Genomic DNA, 14,572 nt, shown 5'->3' on the forward strand with positions numbered 1-14,572 from the left:
GAAAGTTTGGTAGTGACTTACTATTGGCCGAGAATTAGACTCATCAATTCCTTAAGCTTTTCTTGTTTGGTTGAGTCATATTGCTCCTTGAATTTTAAGGCTTTGTCAGGAGAAAAACCGTAGTGAACAAGCTCCTTTTCCACCTGTGCATATGTTTCAGCAAATTCAGTGTCAATGTTACTTTCTATTTGTTTAAGTTTTGGATAATAGGTTCGGTAGAAGTTTAAATAGGAGATCGATTCACCATTTGCTTTTTTTGTTGAGTAATCCTCTATGATGACACCAATAAGGTTTGTGATTTCCTGTAATGCTTGGTGCTGAAGCTGTTCAAATTGAGCAACATAAGGTTCTTTAATTTGGGCACTAGAGACGAAAACTGCTTCTTCATTATGTAGCTCTAAATGCTCGATATTGCCACTTAGAAACTCGTAAGGTATTCCATGTGCATCATCATAATCGAAACTACTGTATGGCTCTGGAAACTCGTTAGGAGTGATATCTTCTATCTTACTGTTCTCGACATTTAAATGTTGTTCAGCAGCAGCTATGATAAACCCTAAAGTAAGAATGAAAATAACACTATATAGATATTTCATGACTAACCACCCCATAAAAATTTGTAGTAGCAGTATAGTCAAAATTGTGGTGTCTGACACCTTAAATGGACATTTTTTAGCATTTTTCCACCCTTGACGGACAAAAGTCGACATAATTTATCTGGTATGATCAAATTTGCCTACAAAGGGTTTTATTATTATTGGAGGCGGATCAAGCTTGTCTTGTTGTTCTGTGAATTGTTGGTAATGGTAGGAGGCTGGAGGTGGAAAGTGGGATAATATCTTTTCTGTGTGTACGTGAGGGTTAGATTCGTGAAAAGCATAGGCTCGGTAACTACTCCAACGGTAATCCTCAGCTTTATCTACCATGTACGCTTCAACGGGATTGAGGTGAATATATTTGCTGACATCAAGTTCGTATTTAAGAGAGTCAATTAACTCTGAACCAAATCTACTTTGGAAGAGATGGCCAACTAAATTATATTTCTTATTAAAGTATTTTGCGTACTGAGTGTTTAATTGTTTCATAATGATTGAGATTGGGTGATCGAGGGTTTGGAGTAATAGATGTACATGATTTGTCATTAAACAGTAGGCGTGGAGAGTAAAGGGGTATTGTTGTCTTGTTTCTTCAAGAATTTCTAAATACTTTAAATAATCATCTTCCTGGTAAAATATCGCCATTTTTCGAACGCCACGGTTGGTTATATGGTACATGGCATACTTAAACCAAACTCTTTTCTTTCTCGGCATAAACGTGCCTCCTTTTAGTAGAGTGATTTTCCTCTTAAATGTTACAGATTGTTAATTCACATCTAATTTCATTGGTTAAGTCAGAATAAATGAATGTAAAGATAAAGTGTGGATGATAGATATGATTGTGTAAGACAGAGCGAGGCTAAGAGAGGAGTGAAAGAGCAAAGCATGATGGAAGTTAGTACAAGGTAAAGGTACCATACAGTTTGCGAAAAGGGAATATCCCAATGTGTGAAATTATTAATAGAATTGGTAGTGTCCACTCGAGATGGAAATTTAATGAAAAATGTCTTTTTGTGGTGTCTGACACCACAAAAAGACGACACCACAAAAAGACATTCACTCTTACTTAGCTTTCAAAATCAGGTATTCTAATGCTCCAACAGAAACTTTTTCGCCATCTACAGTGCCATTGCCGTTTACTACGTCAAATGATCCTGGTAGTTGCACGTCTACAGCTTCCGTTCCACTATTCATGACAACAACAAAACGGTTATGTTCATCAGTACGTTCAAATACGATATGCTTTGAACCTTTTTCAGCTTGTAGGAATGTGAAAGAACCGTCACGGAAGGCTCTGTGTTCTTTACGAAGCTTAATCATCGCTTTGTAGTACTCGAATAGTTCAAGGTCCTGCTTTTCTTTATTCCAAACCATTGGCTTACGGCAGTCAGGGTCATTTCCACCTGTCATCCCTATTTCATCTCCGTAATAAATACAAGGAGCGCCCATGTAAGTTAATTGGAAAGTTGCAGCAAGCTTCATGCGTTGTTTGTCATCATTACAGATCGTCAAAAGACGTGCTGTGTCATGTGAATCTAATAGGTTAAAAGCCGTTTGATTAACTTGTAGTGGGTAGGCCAAAAGCATTGAATCTAGGCGACCCATAAATTGTTCAGCATCGATGGCATCCTTACAGAAAAACTCTAAAATCGAGTTTGTTACTGGGTAGTTCATCACCGCATCAAATTGGTCTCCTTGTAGCCAAGGCAATGAGTTATGCCAAATCTCCCCTAAAATATAAGCTTCAGGATTTGCTTTTTTCACCACTTGGCGGAATTCACGCCAGAATTGGTGATCAACCTCATTGGCTACGTCTAAGCGCCAGCCGTCACAACCAATGTCCTCAATCCAGTAGCGAGCTACTTCTAATAAGTAGGATTTTACCTCTGGATGTTCGGTATTTAACTTCGGCATTTGCCCAGTGAAAGCGAATGTATGATAATTTGGTTTTGGCTCTGCGACAATTGGAAACTCACGAATGTAGAACCAATCTTTATATTTTGAAGACTCACCATTTTTTACAACATCCTGGAATGGACCGAAAAAGTAGCCTGAGTGATTGAACACAGCATCAAGCATTACTTTAATGCCTTTTTCGTGGCACTTATCAACAAGAGTTTTTGCAAGTTCATTATCACCAAAATGAGGATCAACCTTCATATAGTCGACTGTGTCATACTTATGATTTGTCGTTGCTTCAAAAATTGGCGTGAAGTAAATGCAATTAATTCCAAGTTCAACTAAATGATCGAGATGATCAATGACCCCTTGTAAGTCGCCACCAAAGAAGTTATCACGCTCGGGCGCAGCTTCCTCCCAAGGTTCAATATTTTCCGGGTCATTCGAAGTGTCGCCATTTCCAAAACGTTCTGGGAAGATTTGATAAAAAATCGCATCCTTCACCCATTGAGGAGGTTTATTGACATCAATCGCATTTAAGAACGGATATTCAAATAGACCAGTCGCAAATAACACAGAAGCATCGTCAAACTCTTTATCAGCGACAAAGCCAACTTCATTCATCGCGATGTTTTCTTCACCAGCGATAAATTGGAATAGATAAGCAAAGCGGCGGTATTCAGGCTGCGCCTCAGCTTGATAATAGTCGAAAAGTGAGTCACTAGCGATTTTTTTCATTTCAACTTTAGTAAAACCGGTTTCATGCAAGTTATACTTGTCGCAGTAAAGTAAAAATACTTGATCCATATCATCTCGCTTCGTGCGCACGCGGATATGTATAGTATTTTCGTCGTATGCATACGCATAATTAGATTTAGGACGATGGTAAATGGCTTCTAATAACATAAATAGAGTACCTCCTTAAGATCATTTCCACTGTATAGTATGGACATTAACATATACTTTGTTACATCTTTCTTTTGTGCAAACGTTTTCGCAATTAGGTAAATAAAAACAACCAATGTTTCTTATGGAAACGAGGTTGTACCTTTTGGTAACATTGCCTTCAACTTTTACACTTAAATTATAACAAGTTAGGCTTTTTTTGTACACAATATCTTAAGAAAAATTAAGGTTAGTTTAAATTAGGAATTAAGTTATTAGGGTATCCCACCCCGGAGTGTTATCGTCCCCTAGTCTTTAAAAATTAGGTTCCGGAGGATGGGATAAAGGCGAAACCTAAAGACTAAGGGACGAGGGGGGTAGTTGAGAGCGAGCTGCTGCATCATAATAGCTTCTATAGTAAGTCCACGTGTTTTTAAGTTGTAAGTGTTTCTATAATTTATTTTATTTTGTAACTCTAAAAAGTACAATACAATATTTTACAAAAACACAGTAAATTTTTAGTATTTTTACAAAATTGTGCATATTTTGACATATTTTAAATTTGTTTACAAATAGGACCATCTTCCTCGGGCATAGTTCCTATTCTTTTTAGAGGACTATTGATTTCGGAGGTACTTTAGTAGCATTTCATCACTATGAATGTTTTCTAGGTGTTGTTCCTCCATTTTTCGCTTAAGCTCCTCATACTTCTTGTTCAGTGCTAAAATCTCAAATTGGTAAAGATCAACCGGTTGTTTTCTTCTTTTGGCTATTAATGTTGTTTTCAAGGGAAATCCTCCTCTTATACGAGTACTTTCTCTTTATTAGCTTCGTTTTTCTTTCTTTGTAAAAACTCAATCGTATCAACGACAACTTCCGTGACGTAAATTTTGATATTATCGCGATTTTCATAGCTTCTGGTTTGCAGGCGTCCTGTCAACGCCACTAGCGATCCTTTGTCACAATAACTCGCAATGTTTTCAGCGGTTCGTTTAAAAGAGACGCAAGGAACAAAATCAGCCTCATATGTCCCCTCTGAATTTTTATAATTTCTTTTTACGGCAAGATGAAACGACGTGACACCAATTCCATCCTTAGAATAATGAAGTTCGGGTTCTTTTGCTAATCTACCAGTCAGGATCACTTGGTTCAATAGAAAGACCTCCTTTTACGTACATCAATTTACTTCGATTTTTTCCCCTTCAACAAAACGGGAATATTGGTCCATTTTTGGGTCCTTAAAAAAAGTGAGAATTCTAGAAGTGACAACGTGGTCATTAGGAGTATAGCTAATATATGCTTGATAGCTGCTCCAACGGTAATTCTGTAGTGGTATTTGTTCCTGCAGCGGCGCGAGGTGGATAAACTTGCTAGCTTTCAAGAATTTGTCTGCGGAATCAATCAGTGTAGAGGATGCTTGTGGTAAAACAAATGTGTGCTTGTCTTGAAAATAACGCGCATATTCGTCATTGAGTGTCGTGATGATATCATTCATTGGAATATGAGTTGTTTCAAGTAAGAGGTAAATGCGTTTTGCGATGAGGCAGTATGAATGAAGGTAAAAGGGGTAACGGTAACGAACACTTTCTACTAAAGATAAATAAGCGAGAAAATCAGACTCTTCATAAAAAATGCTCTCATCCCATGCACCGAAACAAGTAACATAATAAATGGCACCAGGAAACCAAACGGTGTGTTTTTTAACCATGAAAAAACCCCATTCATGAGATTCGTAAAACTTTGAGCCAGAAGACTAGTGATTTGGTAAAATAGAAGTAGTTGTCGAGGAAGATGGTTTTTTGTTGAAGGAGATCGAAGTTACCATCATTTTACAAGAAAAATTATCCAATTACAATATTTATTATGAAAATAAAAAAGGAGTTACTAATGGGGCTTTATATTGCGGTCGCAACGATTTTCTTACTTATCATCATAGTCATGTATGGGATCACTAAGGTGTTACGAGTTCGGAAGCTTTTTTGGAAGGCATTTAGTTCATTTATCATTGTAGTCGCTTTGTTTGGCGGAGCTACTTATCTCTTTTTTGCCCCGCAACAGACTGAGGAAATACTGCCTGAACTAGAAGAAATTGAGAATGCACCAAAAGAAACTCCCTTTATTGTAAAGGCTAACGAGGTGAGCTATTTCGAATCCTTTCAAGCGGCCGTTGCTTTTGCAAGAGCAAGCCATGTTAATCAAATCTATTTTCAAGACCATGAGACGGTTGTTTGGGAGCGGGTAAAAGATATTCCGCAACAGGTACTCCAAGTACCTCTTATTCTACAATTACCTGAGCTTGAAAGAGGCGCAGAAGTGACAAGTCTTGCAATGCTGCTTACCTATGCCGGCAAAAAAATTAATAAAGTTGAATTGGCGCAGCGATTAAAGAAAGATCAGACACCATTAACAGTCACAGAAGCAGGGGTATTTTTCGGACATCCGAATGATGGTTTTGTCGGTAACATCTATGATGCCGATGAACCTAGTTTAGGTGTTTCCCATCGTCCAATCTGGGAGTTGGCAGAACATTATTTACCTGGCCAAATGATTGATATGACAGGAGCGAATTTTGAAGATGTGTTATATCCCATTCATCAAGGTCATCCTGTTTGGGCAATTATCCATACGCAATACAAAACATTACCTCAAGATGAGTTTCAAACCTGGCAGACACCATCTGGAGACATCGAGGTCACTAGATACCGCCATGCAATATTAATTACCGGTTATGATGAAAAAAGAATTTATTACAATGACCCAATGTCAATTGAGGTCAACAGACCGATTTCAATAAAAAAATTCAAAGAGGCCTGGGAACAAATGGGTCGCCAAGCAATAAGTTATGTCAAGCCACAGGATGACTTTTAGCCCAACCAACAAAGAAAGAAGACCAACTCCTGTGCGAGTGGTCTTCTTCTCTAAGACTATGAAAGCATATGTGTTTTTAGTATTTGATGTCTAGCTCCACCGCCCAGCCCCTCGAGGTCAAATAACCTGCTGACTTAAATGCTGCCTCTGTGGTCCAGTAGGTCCTCGAGGCAAAGCTGCATGTAGTAAATCTAGAAGTAACACACGTAGTGAACGAGGTCAGTAGCTTTTGTCGGGGCTAAGCAGGGCGCTTGCGCTTTTCTTATTAATTACTAAGCTGAACCGAAGAACCTTCATTAGGAAGGACTACTAGTTTTTGCTCTGCTCTGAACTCTGTGTCCTTAATCATTTCATAGCTGTCTTCAATATAAATTTGATGCCATGTCATGAAGGTAAGTACAGTCCATAATTTACGACTGTAATCGCCTTTTCCTTTTGCATGGTCGTCAAGCATTTTTAGGAAATACTCTTTATGGAACAAGTGATCTGTGTTACTCGTCATGATCTTATTTTTCGCCCAATCATGCAAAATGTCTTTTAACCAAACGCGAATTGGAACAGGGAAGCCTAACTTTCTTCTGTTTAAGACATGATCCGGAACGACTTCCTTCATCGCTTCTCGAAGCGCATATTTTGTCGTGCTGTTAGTGACCTTTAATTTCGAGTCTAGTGATGCCGCTACTTTAAATACTTCTTTGTCTAAAAACGGAACTCTTAGCTCTAAAGAGTGTGCCATAGTCATTTTATCAGCTTTAACGAGAATATCGCCGCGAAGCCAAGTATGCATGTCAATGTACTGCATTTTTGTAATATCGTCATAGCTCTTTGCTTCATTATATAGTTTCTTGGTTACTTCTGTATACGTATTCGAAGGAGAGTATCCTTTAAAAAGCTTTGCTTTTTCAGATTCTGTAAAGATCTTTGCATTTCCGATGTAGCGGTCTTCGATTTCTGTACAACCGCGTTCAATGAAGCTTTTCCCTTTTACCCCCTCGGGGATAAAATAAGCAATTTGCTTTAACAGCTTTTTTGCTTTTGGAGGAAGGCTAGAGATGCGCTGTAATGAAAGTGGTTCACGATAAATGTTGTAACCACCGAATAATTCATCTGCACCTTCACCAGAAAGTACAACCTTCACATGATGTGAAGCCTCTCTTGCTAAAAAGTAAAGAGGAACCAAGGCAGGATCTGCTACAGGAACATCAAGGTGCCAAATGATTTTTGGTAATTCTTGAACAAACTCCTCAGGTGTAATTGTATGAGTGTGGTGTTCTAATCCAAGTTTTGCAGCAGTCTCTGCAGCAATAGACACTTCGCTATAAGCTTCGTATCCAAAACCAACCGTAAATGTTTTTAAGTTTGGATTTACTTCTTTTGCTAGTGCAACGATGGCCGTTGAATCAATTCCTCCCGATAGGAAAGACCCGACCGGTACATCACTACGCATGTGCATGTTAACAGAATCTCGTAAAACGGATAGAATTTCTTTTTTCGCTTTGTCTAAATCGCTGTTCACCGGTTTGAAGGTAGGTGTCCAATAACGAGTGATGTTTAACCCGTCACCTAATTTTTTTGTAAAATATGAGCCTGGGTTTAACTCGAAAATATTTTTCGACATTGTTTCTGCCTCAGGTACATATTGATACGTTAAATAATGCTGAATGGCATCTTCATTTAAAATATTTTTCTCAAGTGCTGCCAAAATGCTTTTCTTTTCAGATGCAAAATAGGTGATATCCTCTTTTTCATGATAGAAAAACGGCTTGATTCCAAAATGGTCTCTTGCTCCAAAAAGCGATTTTTCTTGTTTATCCCAAATAACAAACGCAAACATCCCCCGAAGGTCGTTTACCATCGCTTCTTTTTTGACACTATAAAGTGCCAATAGTGCTTCAGTATCTGATGATGTTTGAAACTCGATGCCATCTTTGAGTAATTGCTCACGAATTTCAATATAGTTATATATTTCACCGTTAAAGATAATCCAGTAGCGTTCATTCTCAAAGGAGAGTGGTTGATTACCATTCTCTAAGTCAATGATACTTAACCGTCTAAACCCTAAATGAACATAGCTATCACTATAATAACCCTGCTGATCTGGTCCACGATGAATAATCGTATTAGTAAGGTGAGATAGGTTAGAATTTATAGTTTCTCTATGATAAATGGCGCCAATAAATCCACACATAGTAAATACCTCCTGAAAAAAACATACTTGTCCTAATTATAGACTATTATTTTCGATAAGTATTTGAAAAATCCTGTAAATATGTAAATATTTTTGAAGACACATGTCGAATAGGCTTGAAGCGTGGAGCTTTGGTATTTTGAGGTAAAAACTCTTCCAATAATTTCACTCTGACCAGAAACATTGTAGTTAAAAGTATTAGTAGGGATATAGAGGGAAAGTCCCTTAAAAATAACAGCGAAATTCCCCTAATATTTTGTCGAAATTGAAAAAACAAAATTGTTTGACTAGTTTTTGAGTCGTTGCTATAGTTAAATTGTGGATGGAATTCCACATGATTTTAAACATGAAGGGAATGTGTATCAATGTTAGGAAAAGTAAAATGGTTTAATGCAGAAAAAGGATTTGGATTTATCGAGCGCGAAAACGGAGACGATGTATTCGTTCATTTCTCAGCAATCAACTCTGATGGATTCAAAACATTAGAAGAAGGACAAGAAGTTGAATTTGAAATCGTTGAAGGAGCTCGTGGACCTCAAGCTGCAAACGTAACTAAGCGCTAGGGCACATTCCCAAATTAGGTAAGTTATTTTAAAAAGAAATTTTTTTATATAGCTTTAGTAAGGGAAATGAATATGAGCAACAAACCCTGCCTTTTTGGTGGGGTTTTGAATTTCTAAGGATCTTTTCGAAAAAATTGTGGCGGCAGGAATGTTAGAAGCAAATCGGCGGCTCAAAGACAAGTACGATCAAAATAATAGCGGAATGAAGATAGGTCTTTTGACGCGATGTCAGATGAAAATAATTCCTAGAAAATAGGACTATTTTTCCATAAATATGTGGACACTATAGGTGAACAATAAGTTAGTTGTTACAACTGCGGAAAAATGGTCTTGAGCTTGGTGGAAAAGCATACGCTTTAGTGATAAAGTTGCGTTTTGCTATCGCAAACCGCATCCTTTACGCTTTGGCGATAAAGCTTACGCCTTGCTAATCGCAATGCCTAATCTTTACGCTTTGGCGATAAAGCTTACGCCTTGCTAATCGCAATGCCTAATCTTTACGCTTTGGCGATAAAGCTTACGCCTTGCTAATCGCAATGCCTAATCTTTACGCTTTGGCGATAAAGCTTACGCCTTGCTAATCGCAATGCCTAATCTTTACGCTTTAGTAACAATATGTTCACAATTTTTTAATTTTTTCTTGATTCATTGTAGGGTTTTGAAGGAATATGGCGAGGGTATGTAGAATATTACATGCATAAAGGAAAGGAGGAGTTTATATGAACTTTAACATTCGTGGTGAAAACATTGAAGTAACTCCAGCTATTAGGAATTACGTAGAAAAGAAGGTGGGTAAGCTTGAAAGGTATTTCGACGAAACCCCAACTTCACCAGTTCATGTAAACCTGCAAGTAATCAACAACCAACAAATTATTGAGATTACAATTTCGATGCCGCAACTTCTACTTAGAGGTGAGGAAACTCACACTGATATGTATGCAGCGATTGATCTTGTTGTTGAGAAGCTTGAAAGGCAAATCCGTAAACATAAAACAAAAGTAAATAGAAAATTCCGTCAAGAAGGTAGCTTGAAATATATGTTCCGCAATGAGGTTGGCAATGGTGTTACTTTTGAAGATGAAGATGAACTAGAAATCGTTCGTACAAAGCGTTTCTCTTTAAAGCCGATGGATGCAGAGGAAGCGATTTTACAAATGGACATGTTAGGACATAACTTCTTCGTATTTGCTAATTCAGTGAATGGTGACACAAACGTTGTGTACCGTCGTAAAGATGGCCGCTATGGACTAATCGAGCCACAATAAAATACGTATTGAAAGAGTGCAGCAGAAGCTGTGCTCTTTTATTTCATTCTCTTTTGAGAAGAAATGAGTCTCAGAGATAAATCCATGTGCCTCTGCGATTCATTTCTTCTCAAATGGCGCTCCAAAAAGACAACTCTAGTATAGCGAAATTTGACGCATAAATTCTAAAATTGTCTAAAACCTTCATCTAAAAGGCCAGTCCTTGTAACCAACTCCTCAAACTGTTAAAATTAACAGAGTGTTAAAACAAGGAAATTTCTAACTAAAGACCTACAGTAAGCAGATATTTGTGTTACATTTTAAGATAGATAATTAACTGGGATTTATCCCAACAAAGGAGAGCAGTATAGATGATAGGTTTTTTGAAAAAAGTGATTGGTGATCCAAGCCAACGTCAATTGAAAAAGATGCAAAAGACGGTTGATCAAATCGAGGCTCTCGAAAGCGAGATTGCGAAGCTTTCAGATGATGGTCTACGTCAAAAAACAGAAGAATTTAAAAAACGTTACCAAGATGGTGAAGAGTTAGATCAAATTTTACCAGAGGCATTTGCGGTTGTTCGTGAAGGTGCTAAGCGTGTTTTAAACATGCGTCATTATCCAGTACAGTTATTAGGTGGGATCGTCCTTCATGAAGGTAACATTTCCGAGATGAAAACTGGGGAAGGTAAAACATTTGTAGCGACACTCCCTGTTTATTTAAATGCGATCTCTGGAAAAGGTGTTCACGTTGTTACTGTCAATGAATACTTAGCACGTCGTGATGCTGAAGAAATGGGTAAGCTGTATAACTTTTTAGGGCTAACGGTCGGGTTAAATATTAGTGGTATGTCAAAAGAAGAAAAACGTGAAGCGTACCATTGTGATATTACATATGGAACAAATAATGAATTTGGCTTTGATTATCTCCGTGATAACATGGTTATTTATAAAGAACAAATGGCGCAACGTACGTTAAATTACGCCTTAGTCGATGAGGTCGATTCCATTTTAATTGATGAAGCTCGTACTCCATTGATCATTTCAGGTTCTGCTGAAAAATCAACGAAGCTTTATCAAGTCGCAAATTCTTTTGTACGCACACTACGTAAAGAAGAAGACTATACGTATGATGAAAAAACAAAAAATGTTCAGCTTACAGACGAAGGTGTTGAGAAAGCAGAAAAAGCTTTCAACATTGAAAACTTATACGATTCAACGCATGTTCAATTGAACCACCATATTAACCAAGCATTAAAAGCTCATGTTGTCATGCATCGTGATACCGATTATGTTGTTGAGGATGGCGATGTAGTAATCGTTGACCAATTTACAGGACGTCTAATGAAGGGGCGTCGCTATTCTGATGGACTTCACCAAGCAATTGAAGCGAAAGAAGGTTTGATTGTTCAACGGGAAAGTATGACATTAGCGTCAATTACGTTCCAAAACTACTTCCGAATGTACCAAAAGCTTGCCGGGATGACGGGTACAGCAAAAACAGAAGAAGAAGAATTCCGTAATATTTATGGAATGGATGTTATGGTCCTACCAACAAATTTACCAGTTGTTCGTGAAGATCGACCGGACTTGATTTTTAAGACGATGGATGCGAAATTCAAAGCAGTTGTAAATCAAATTGCAGAGCTTCATAAGACGGGACAACCAGTGCTTGTCGGTACAGTAAGTGTTGAAACATCAGAATTACTTGCTTCTTACTTAAAAAAGAAGGGTGTTCCTCACAACGTCTTAAATGCGAAGAACCATGAGAGAGAAGCAGAAATTATTGAAAATGCTGGTCAAAAAGGTGCGGTTACGATTGCTACAAACATGGCTGGTCGTGGAACCGACATTAAACTTGGCGAAGGTGTTGTTGATTTAGGCGGATTGCATGTACTTGGTACAGAACGTCATGAATCTCGTCGTATTGATAATCAGCTCCGTGGACGTGCTGGACGTCAAGGAGACCCAGGGTCATCACAATTCTACCTTTCAATGGAAGATGAATTAATGAGACGCTTTGGTTCAGATAATATGAAGGCAATGATGGATCGACTCGGTATGGATGATGATCCAATTGAAAGTAAGCTTGTCAGCCGTGCGGTTGAAACGGCACAAAAACGAGTAGAGGGTAACAACTTTGATGCTCGTAAACAAATTTTACAATATGATGATGTCATGCGTGAGCAGCGCGAAATCATTTACAAGCAACGCTTAGAAGTGCTTGAGTCTGAGAACGTTCGTGATATCGTTGAAAATATGATCAAATCAGCTGTTGAACGTAATGTTCACGCCCATACTCCTGAAGATCAAGTACCAGAAGATTGGGATTTAAAAGCTATTGCAGATTACCTAAGAGGAACTGTTCTTAATGAAGGTGTTGTCACAGAAAAAGACCTCCATGGACAAGATCCTGAAGAAATGATTGAGCTAGTTATGGAAAAAGTGAAAGCAGCTTACAATCAAAAAGAAATTGATTTCCAACCGGAAAGAATGCGTGAATTCGAAAAGGTTATTTTACTTCGTTCTGTTGATACAAAGTGGATGAATCATATCGATCAAATGGATCAGCTTCGTCAAGGTATCCATTTACGTGCCTATGGTCAAAATGATCCGCTTCGTGAATACCGTTTTGAAGGATTTGCAATGTTTGAAGAAATGATTGCTTCTATTGAAGAAGAAGTCTCAACGTATATTATGAAAGCGCAAATTGAGCAAAACCTAGAGCGTAAGCAGGTAGCTGAAGGCAAGGCCGTTCATGCCAGCTCAGGAAAAGAGCCGGAGAAAAAGAAACCAATCCGTAAAGGCGAAACAATCGGTCGTAACGAACCATGTATTTGCGGAAGCGGTAAAAAATACAAACAATGTTGTGGTAACTAGGTATGAGTTTTGAGGTATGAGTTACGAGTTGTGTGGGCCTAGCTTCGAAGCCAGACCCCTCTCTAACTCAACACTCAAAACTCAACACTCAAAACTTTAAAAGGTGGATACACATGGAACTTGTCGAGATAAAACAAGAGCTTACAATGATGGCTAAGCGGTTAGCGGACTTTAGGGGGTCCCTTTGACCTTGAAGTGAAGCAAGAACGAATTGCTGAGCTTGACGAAAAGATGTCGGACCCAAGCTTCTGGGATGATCAATCAAAAGCCCAGGAAGTAATAAATGAATCAAATGCTTTAAAAGAACAGGTAGAGAATTATCTAAGTCTTCAAGAACGTTATGATGATTTAGATGTCTCTTATCAGCTAGTTAAAGAGGAGCCAGATACTGATTTGGAAAAAGAATTAGTGGCTGGTGTCCGATCTCTTGCCAATGATCTAAACGAGTATGAATTAACACTTCTTCTTAGCGAGCCTTATGATAAAAATAATGCCATCTTGGAGCTTCATCCAGGGGCAGGTGGTACAGAATCGCAAGACTGGGCTTCGATGCTATTGCGCATGTATACACGCTGGGCTGAACGCAAAGGATTTAAGGTTGAGACTCTAGATTATTTGCCTGGTGAAGAAGCAGGCGTAAAAAGTGTAACACTGCTTATCAAAGGGCATAACGCCTATGGCTATTTAAAAGCGGAAAAAGGGGTACACCGTCTTGTCCGCATTTCTCCGTTTGATGCATCTGGACGTCGTCATACTTCATTCGTTTCTTGTGAAGTGATGCCAGAGCTCCCGGATGATATTGAAATTAACATATCTCCAGATGAGTTGAAAGTAGATACGTACCGTGCAAGTGGAGCAGGCGGTCAGCATATTAATACAACTGATTCGGCGATCCGCATCACACATGTTCCTACAAATACAGTAGTTACTTGTCAAACTGAGCGCTCGCAAATTAAAAACCGTGAGCGAGCGATGAAGATGCTTCAAGCAAAGCTTTTTCAGCTAAAGTTAGATGAGCAAAAAGCAGAATTAGATGAAATCCGTGGTGAGCAAAAAGAAATTGGTTGGGGCAGTCAGATTCGCTCTTATGTCTTCCATCCATATAGCCTAGTAAAAGATCATCGTACGAACCATGAGGTTGGAAACTCTTCAGCAGTCATGGACGGCGATTTAGATCCATTTATCGACGCATATTTACGCTCACAAATCAGAAGCTAAGAGCAATGACCTACGTCATTGTTCTTTTTGGTTTTAGGATAACACTTTTGTACACCCTAAAAAGACAAATTCAGGGAAATGTCCACGAGCGGTGTCAGACACCAATGAAAGTTCACTTTCACCATCATAGATGTAAATTTATTTTGCACTTGCTGATTTTAATAAGAGAAAGTGAACTTTCCTGTGAGAGACTATTCGCAGAGTATACACCTCAAATGGACATTTAAACAAA

The 14,572-nt window shown here is 38.4% G+C and carries 12 protein-coding genes; 5 read left to right on the forward strand and 7 right to left on the reverse strand.

All coding sequences use genetic code 11. From position 1 onward, the window contains the following. Nucleotides 1-20: 20 nt before the first annotated feature. The 6 genes from H1D32_RS22570 to H1D32_RS22595 form a co-directional block, all read right to left on the reverse strand. Nucleotides 21-596 (reverse strand): hypothetical protein, encoded by a 576-nt coding sequence (locus tag H1D32_RS22570; RefSeq protein WP_261180447.1) that lies wholly within the window; start codon nt 594-596, stop codon nt 21-23. A gap of 117 nt (nt 597-713) precedes the next feature. Continuing rightward, complete coding sequence (locus tag H1D32_RS22575) at nt 714-1,310, reverse strand: transposase (protein WP_261180448.1); 597 nt, start codon at nt 1,308-1,310, stop codon at nt 714-716. Between the two features lie 348 nt (nt 1,311-1,658). After that, nucleotides 1,659-3,401 (reverse strand): glycoside hydrolase family 13 protein, encoded by a 1,743-nt coding sequence (locus H1D32_RS22580; RefSeq protein ID WP_261180449.1) that lies wholly within the window; start codon nt 3,399-3,401, stop codon nt 1,659-1,661. Between the two features lie 596 nt (nt 3,402-3,997). Beyond that, nucleotides 3,998-4,168, reverse strand: coding sequence for a hypothetical protein (locus H1D32_RS22585; protein WP_261180450.1), 171 nt, complete (start codon nt 4,166-4,168; stop codon nt 3,998-4,000). A 14-nt stretch (nt 4,169-4,182) separates the two neighbouring features. Further along, nucleotides 4,183-4,524 carry a single-stranded DNA-binding protein gene (locus H1D32_RS22590; protein WP_314733494.1) on the reverse strand — a complete coding sequence of 114 codons (342 nt, stop codon included), beginning with the start codon at nt 4,522-4,524 and terminating at the stop codon, nt 4,183-4,185. A gap of 33 nt (nt 4,525-4,557) precedes the next feature. Beyond that, complete coding sequence (locus tag H1D32_RS22595; RefSeq protein WP_261180452.1) at nt 4,558-5,088, reverse strand: hypothetical protein; 531 nt, start codon at nt 5,086-5,088, stop codon at nt 4,558-4,560. Between the two features lie 179 nt (nt 5,089-5,267). On the opposite strand from H1D32_RS22595, the gene H1D32_RS22600 reads away from it, so the two are divergent. Beyond that, a complete protein-coding gene (locus H1D32_RS22600; protein ID WP_261180453.1) occupies nt 5,268-6,248 on the forward strand; it encodes a C39 family peptidase in 981 nt (326 codons plus the stop codon). A gap of 265 nt (nt 6,249-6,513) precedes the next feature. Here H1D32_RS22600 and asnB read toward each other — a convergent pair whose 3' ends face one another. After that, complete coding sequence (gene asnB, locus H1D32_RS22605) at nt 6,514-8,436, reverse strand: asparagine synthase (glutamine-hydrolyzing) (protein ID WP_261180454.1); 1,923 nt, start codon at nt 8,434-8,436, stop codon at nt 6,514-6,516. Between the two features lie 365 nt (nt 8,437-8,801). Between asnB and cspD the strand changes: the two genes are divergently transcribed. The 4 genes from cspD to prfB all read left to right on the forward strand — a co-directional run bounded on the left by cspD (nt 8,802) and on the right by prfB (nt 14,340). Further along, nucleotides 8,802-8,999 (forward strand): cold-shock protein CspD, encoded by a 198-nt coding sequence (gene cspD / locus H1D32_RS22610; protein WP_261180455.1) that lies wholly within the window; start codon nt 8,802-8,804, stop codon nt 8,997-8,999. A gap of 719 nt (nt 9,000-9,718) precedes the next feature. Continuing rightward, nucleotides 9,719-10,264, forward strand: coding sequence for a ribosome hibernation-promoting factor, HPF/YfiA family (gene hpf / locus H1D32_RS22615; protein ID WP_261180456.1), 546 nt, complete (start codon nt 9,719-9,721; stop codon nt 10,262-10,264). 350 nt (nt 10,265-10,614) lie between these two features. Continuing rightward, nucleotides 10,615-13,122: a preprotein translocase subunit SecA gene (secA, locus tag H1D32_RS22620; protein WP_261180457.1), complete on the forward strand. Its 2,508-nt coding sequence runs from the start codon at nt 10,615-10,617 to the stop codon at nt 13,120-13,122. A 113-nt stretch (nt 13,123-13,235) separates the two neighbouring features. Then, a protein-coding gene (gene prfB / locus H1D32_RS22625) for a peptide chain release factor 2 (protein ID WP_261180458.1) occupies nt 13,236-14,340 on the forward strand; the annotation gives its coding sequence in 2 pieces (ribosomal slippage) (nt 13,236-13,307 and nt 13,309-14,340; 1,104 coding nt in all). Nucleotides 14,341-14,572: the final 232 nt, after the last annotated feature.

The sequence above is a fragment of the Anaerobacillus sp. CMMVII genome, from assembly GCF_025377685.1.
Taxonomy (GTDB): domain Bacteria; phylum Bacillota; class Bacilli; order Bacillales; family Anaerobacillaceae; genus Anaerobacillus.

Coding starts and splice junctions, on each gene's coding strand:
- H1D32_RS22570 (WP_261180447.1), bottom strand. CDS start 596: ATGAAATATCTATATAGTGTTATTTTCATTCTTACTTTAGGGTTTATC.
- H1D32_RS22575 (WP_261180448.1), bottom strand. CDS start 1,310: ATGCCGAGAAAGAAAAGAGTTTGGTTTAAGTATGCCATGTACCATATA.
- H1D32_RS22580 (WP_261180449.1), bottom strand. CDS start 3,401: ATGTTATTAGAAGCCATTTACCATCGTCCTAAATCTAATTATGCGTAT.
- H1D32_RS22595 (WP_261180452.1), bottom strand. CDS start 5,088: ATGGTTAAAAAACACACCGTTTGGTTTCCTGGTGCCATTTATTATGTT.
- H1D32_RS22600 (WP_261180453.1), top strand. CDS start 5,268: ATGGGGCTTTATATTGCGGTCGCAACGATTTTCTTACTTATCATCATA.
- asnB (WP_261180454.1), bottom strand. CDS start 8,436: ATGTGTGGATTTATTGGCGCCATTTATCATAGAGAAACTATAAATTCT.
- cspD (WP_261180455.1), top strand. CDS start 8,802: ATGTTAGGAAAAGTAAAATGGTTTAATGCAGAAAAAGGATTTGGATTT.
- hpf (WP_261180456.1), top strand. CDS start 9,719: ATGAACTTTAACATTCGTGGTGAAAACATTGAAGTAACTCCAGCTATT.
- secA (WP_261180457.1), top strand. CDS start 10,615: ATGATAGGTTTTTTGAAAAAAGTGATTGGTGATCCAAGCCAACGTCAA.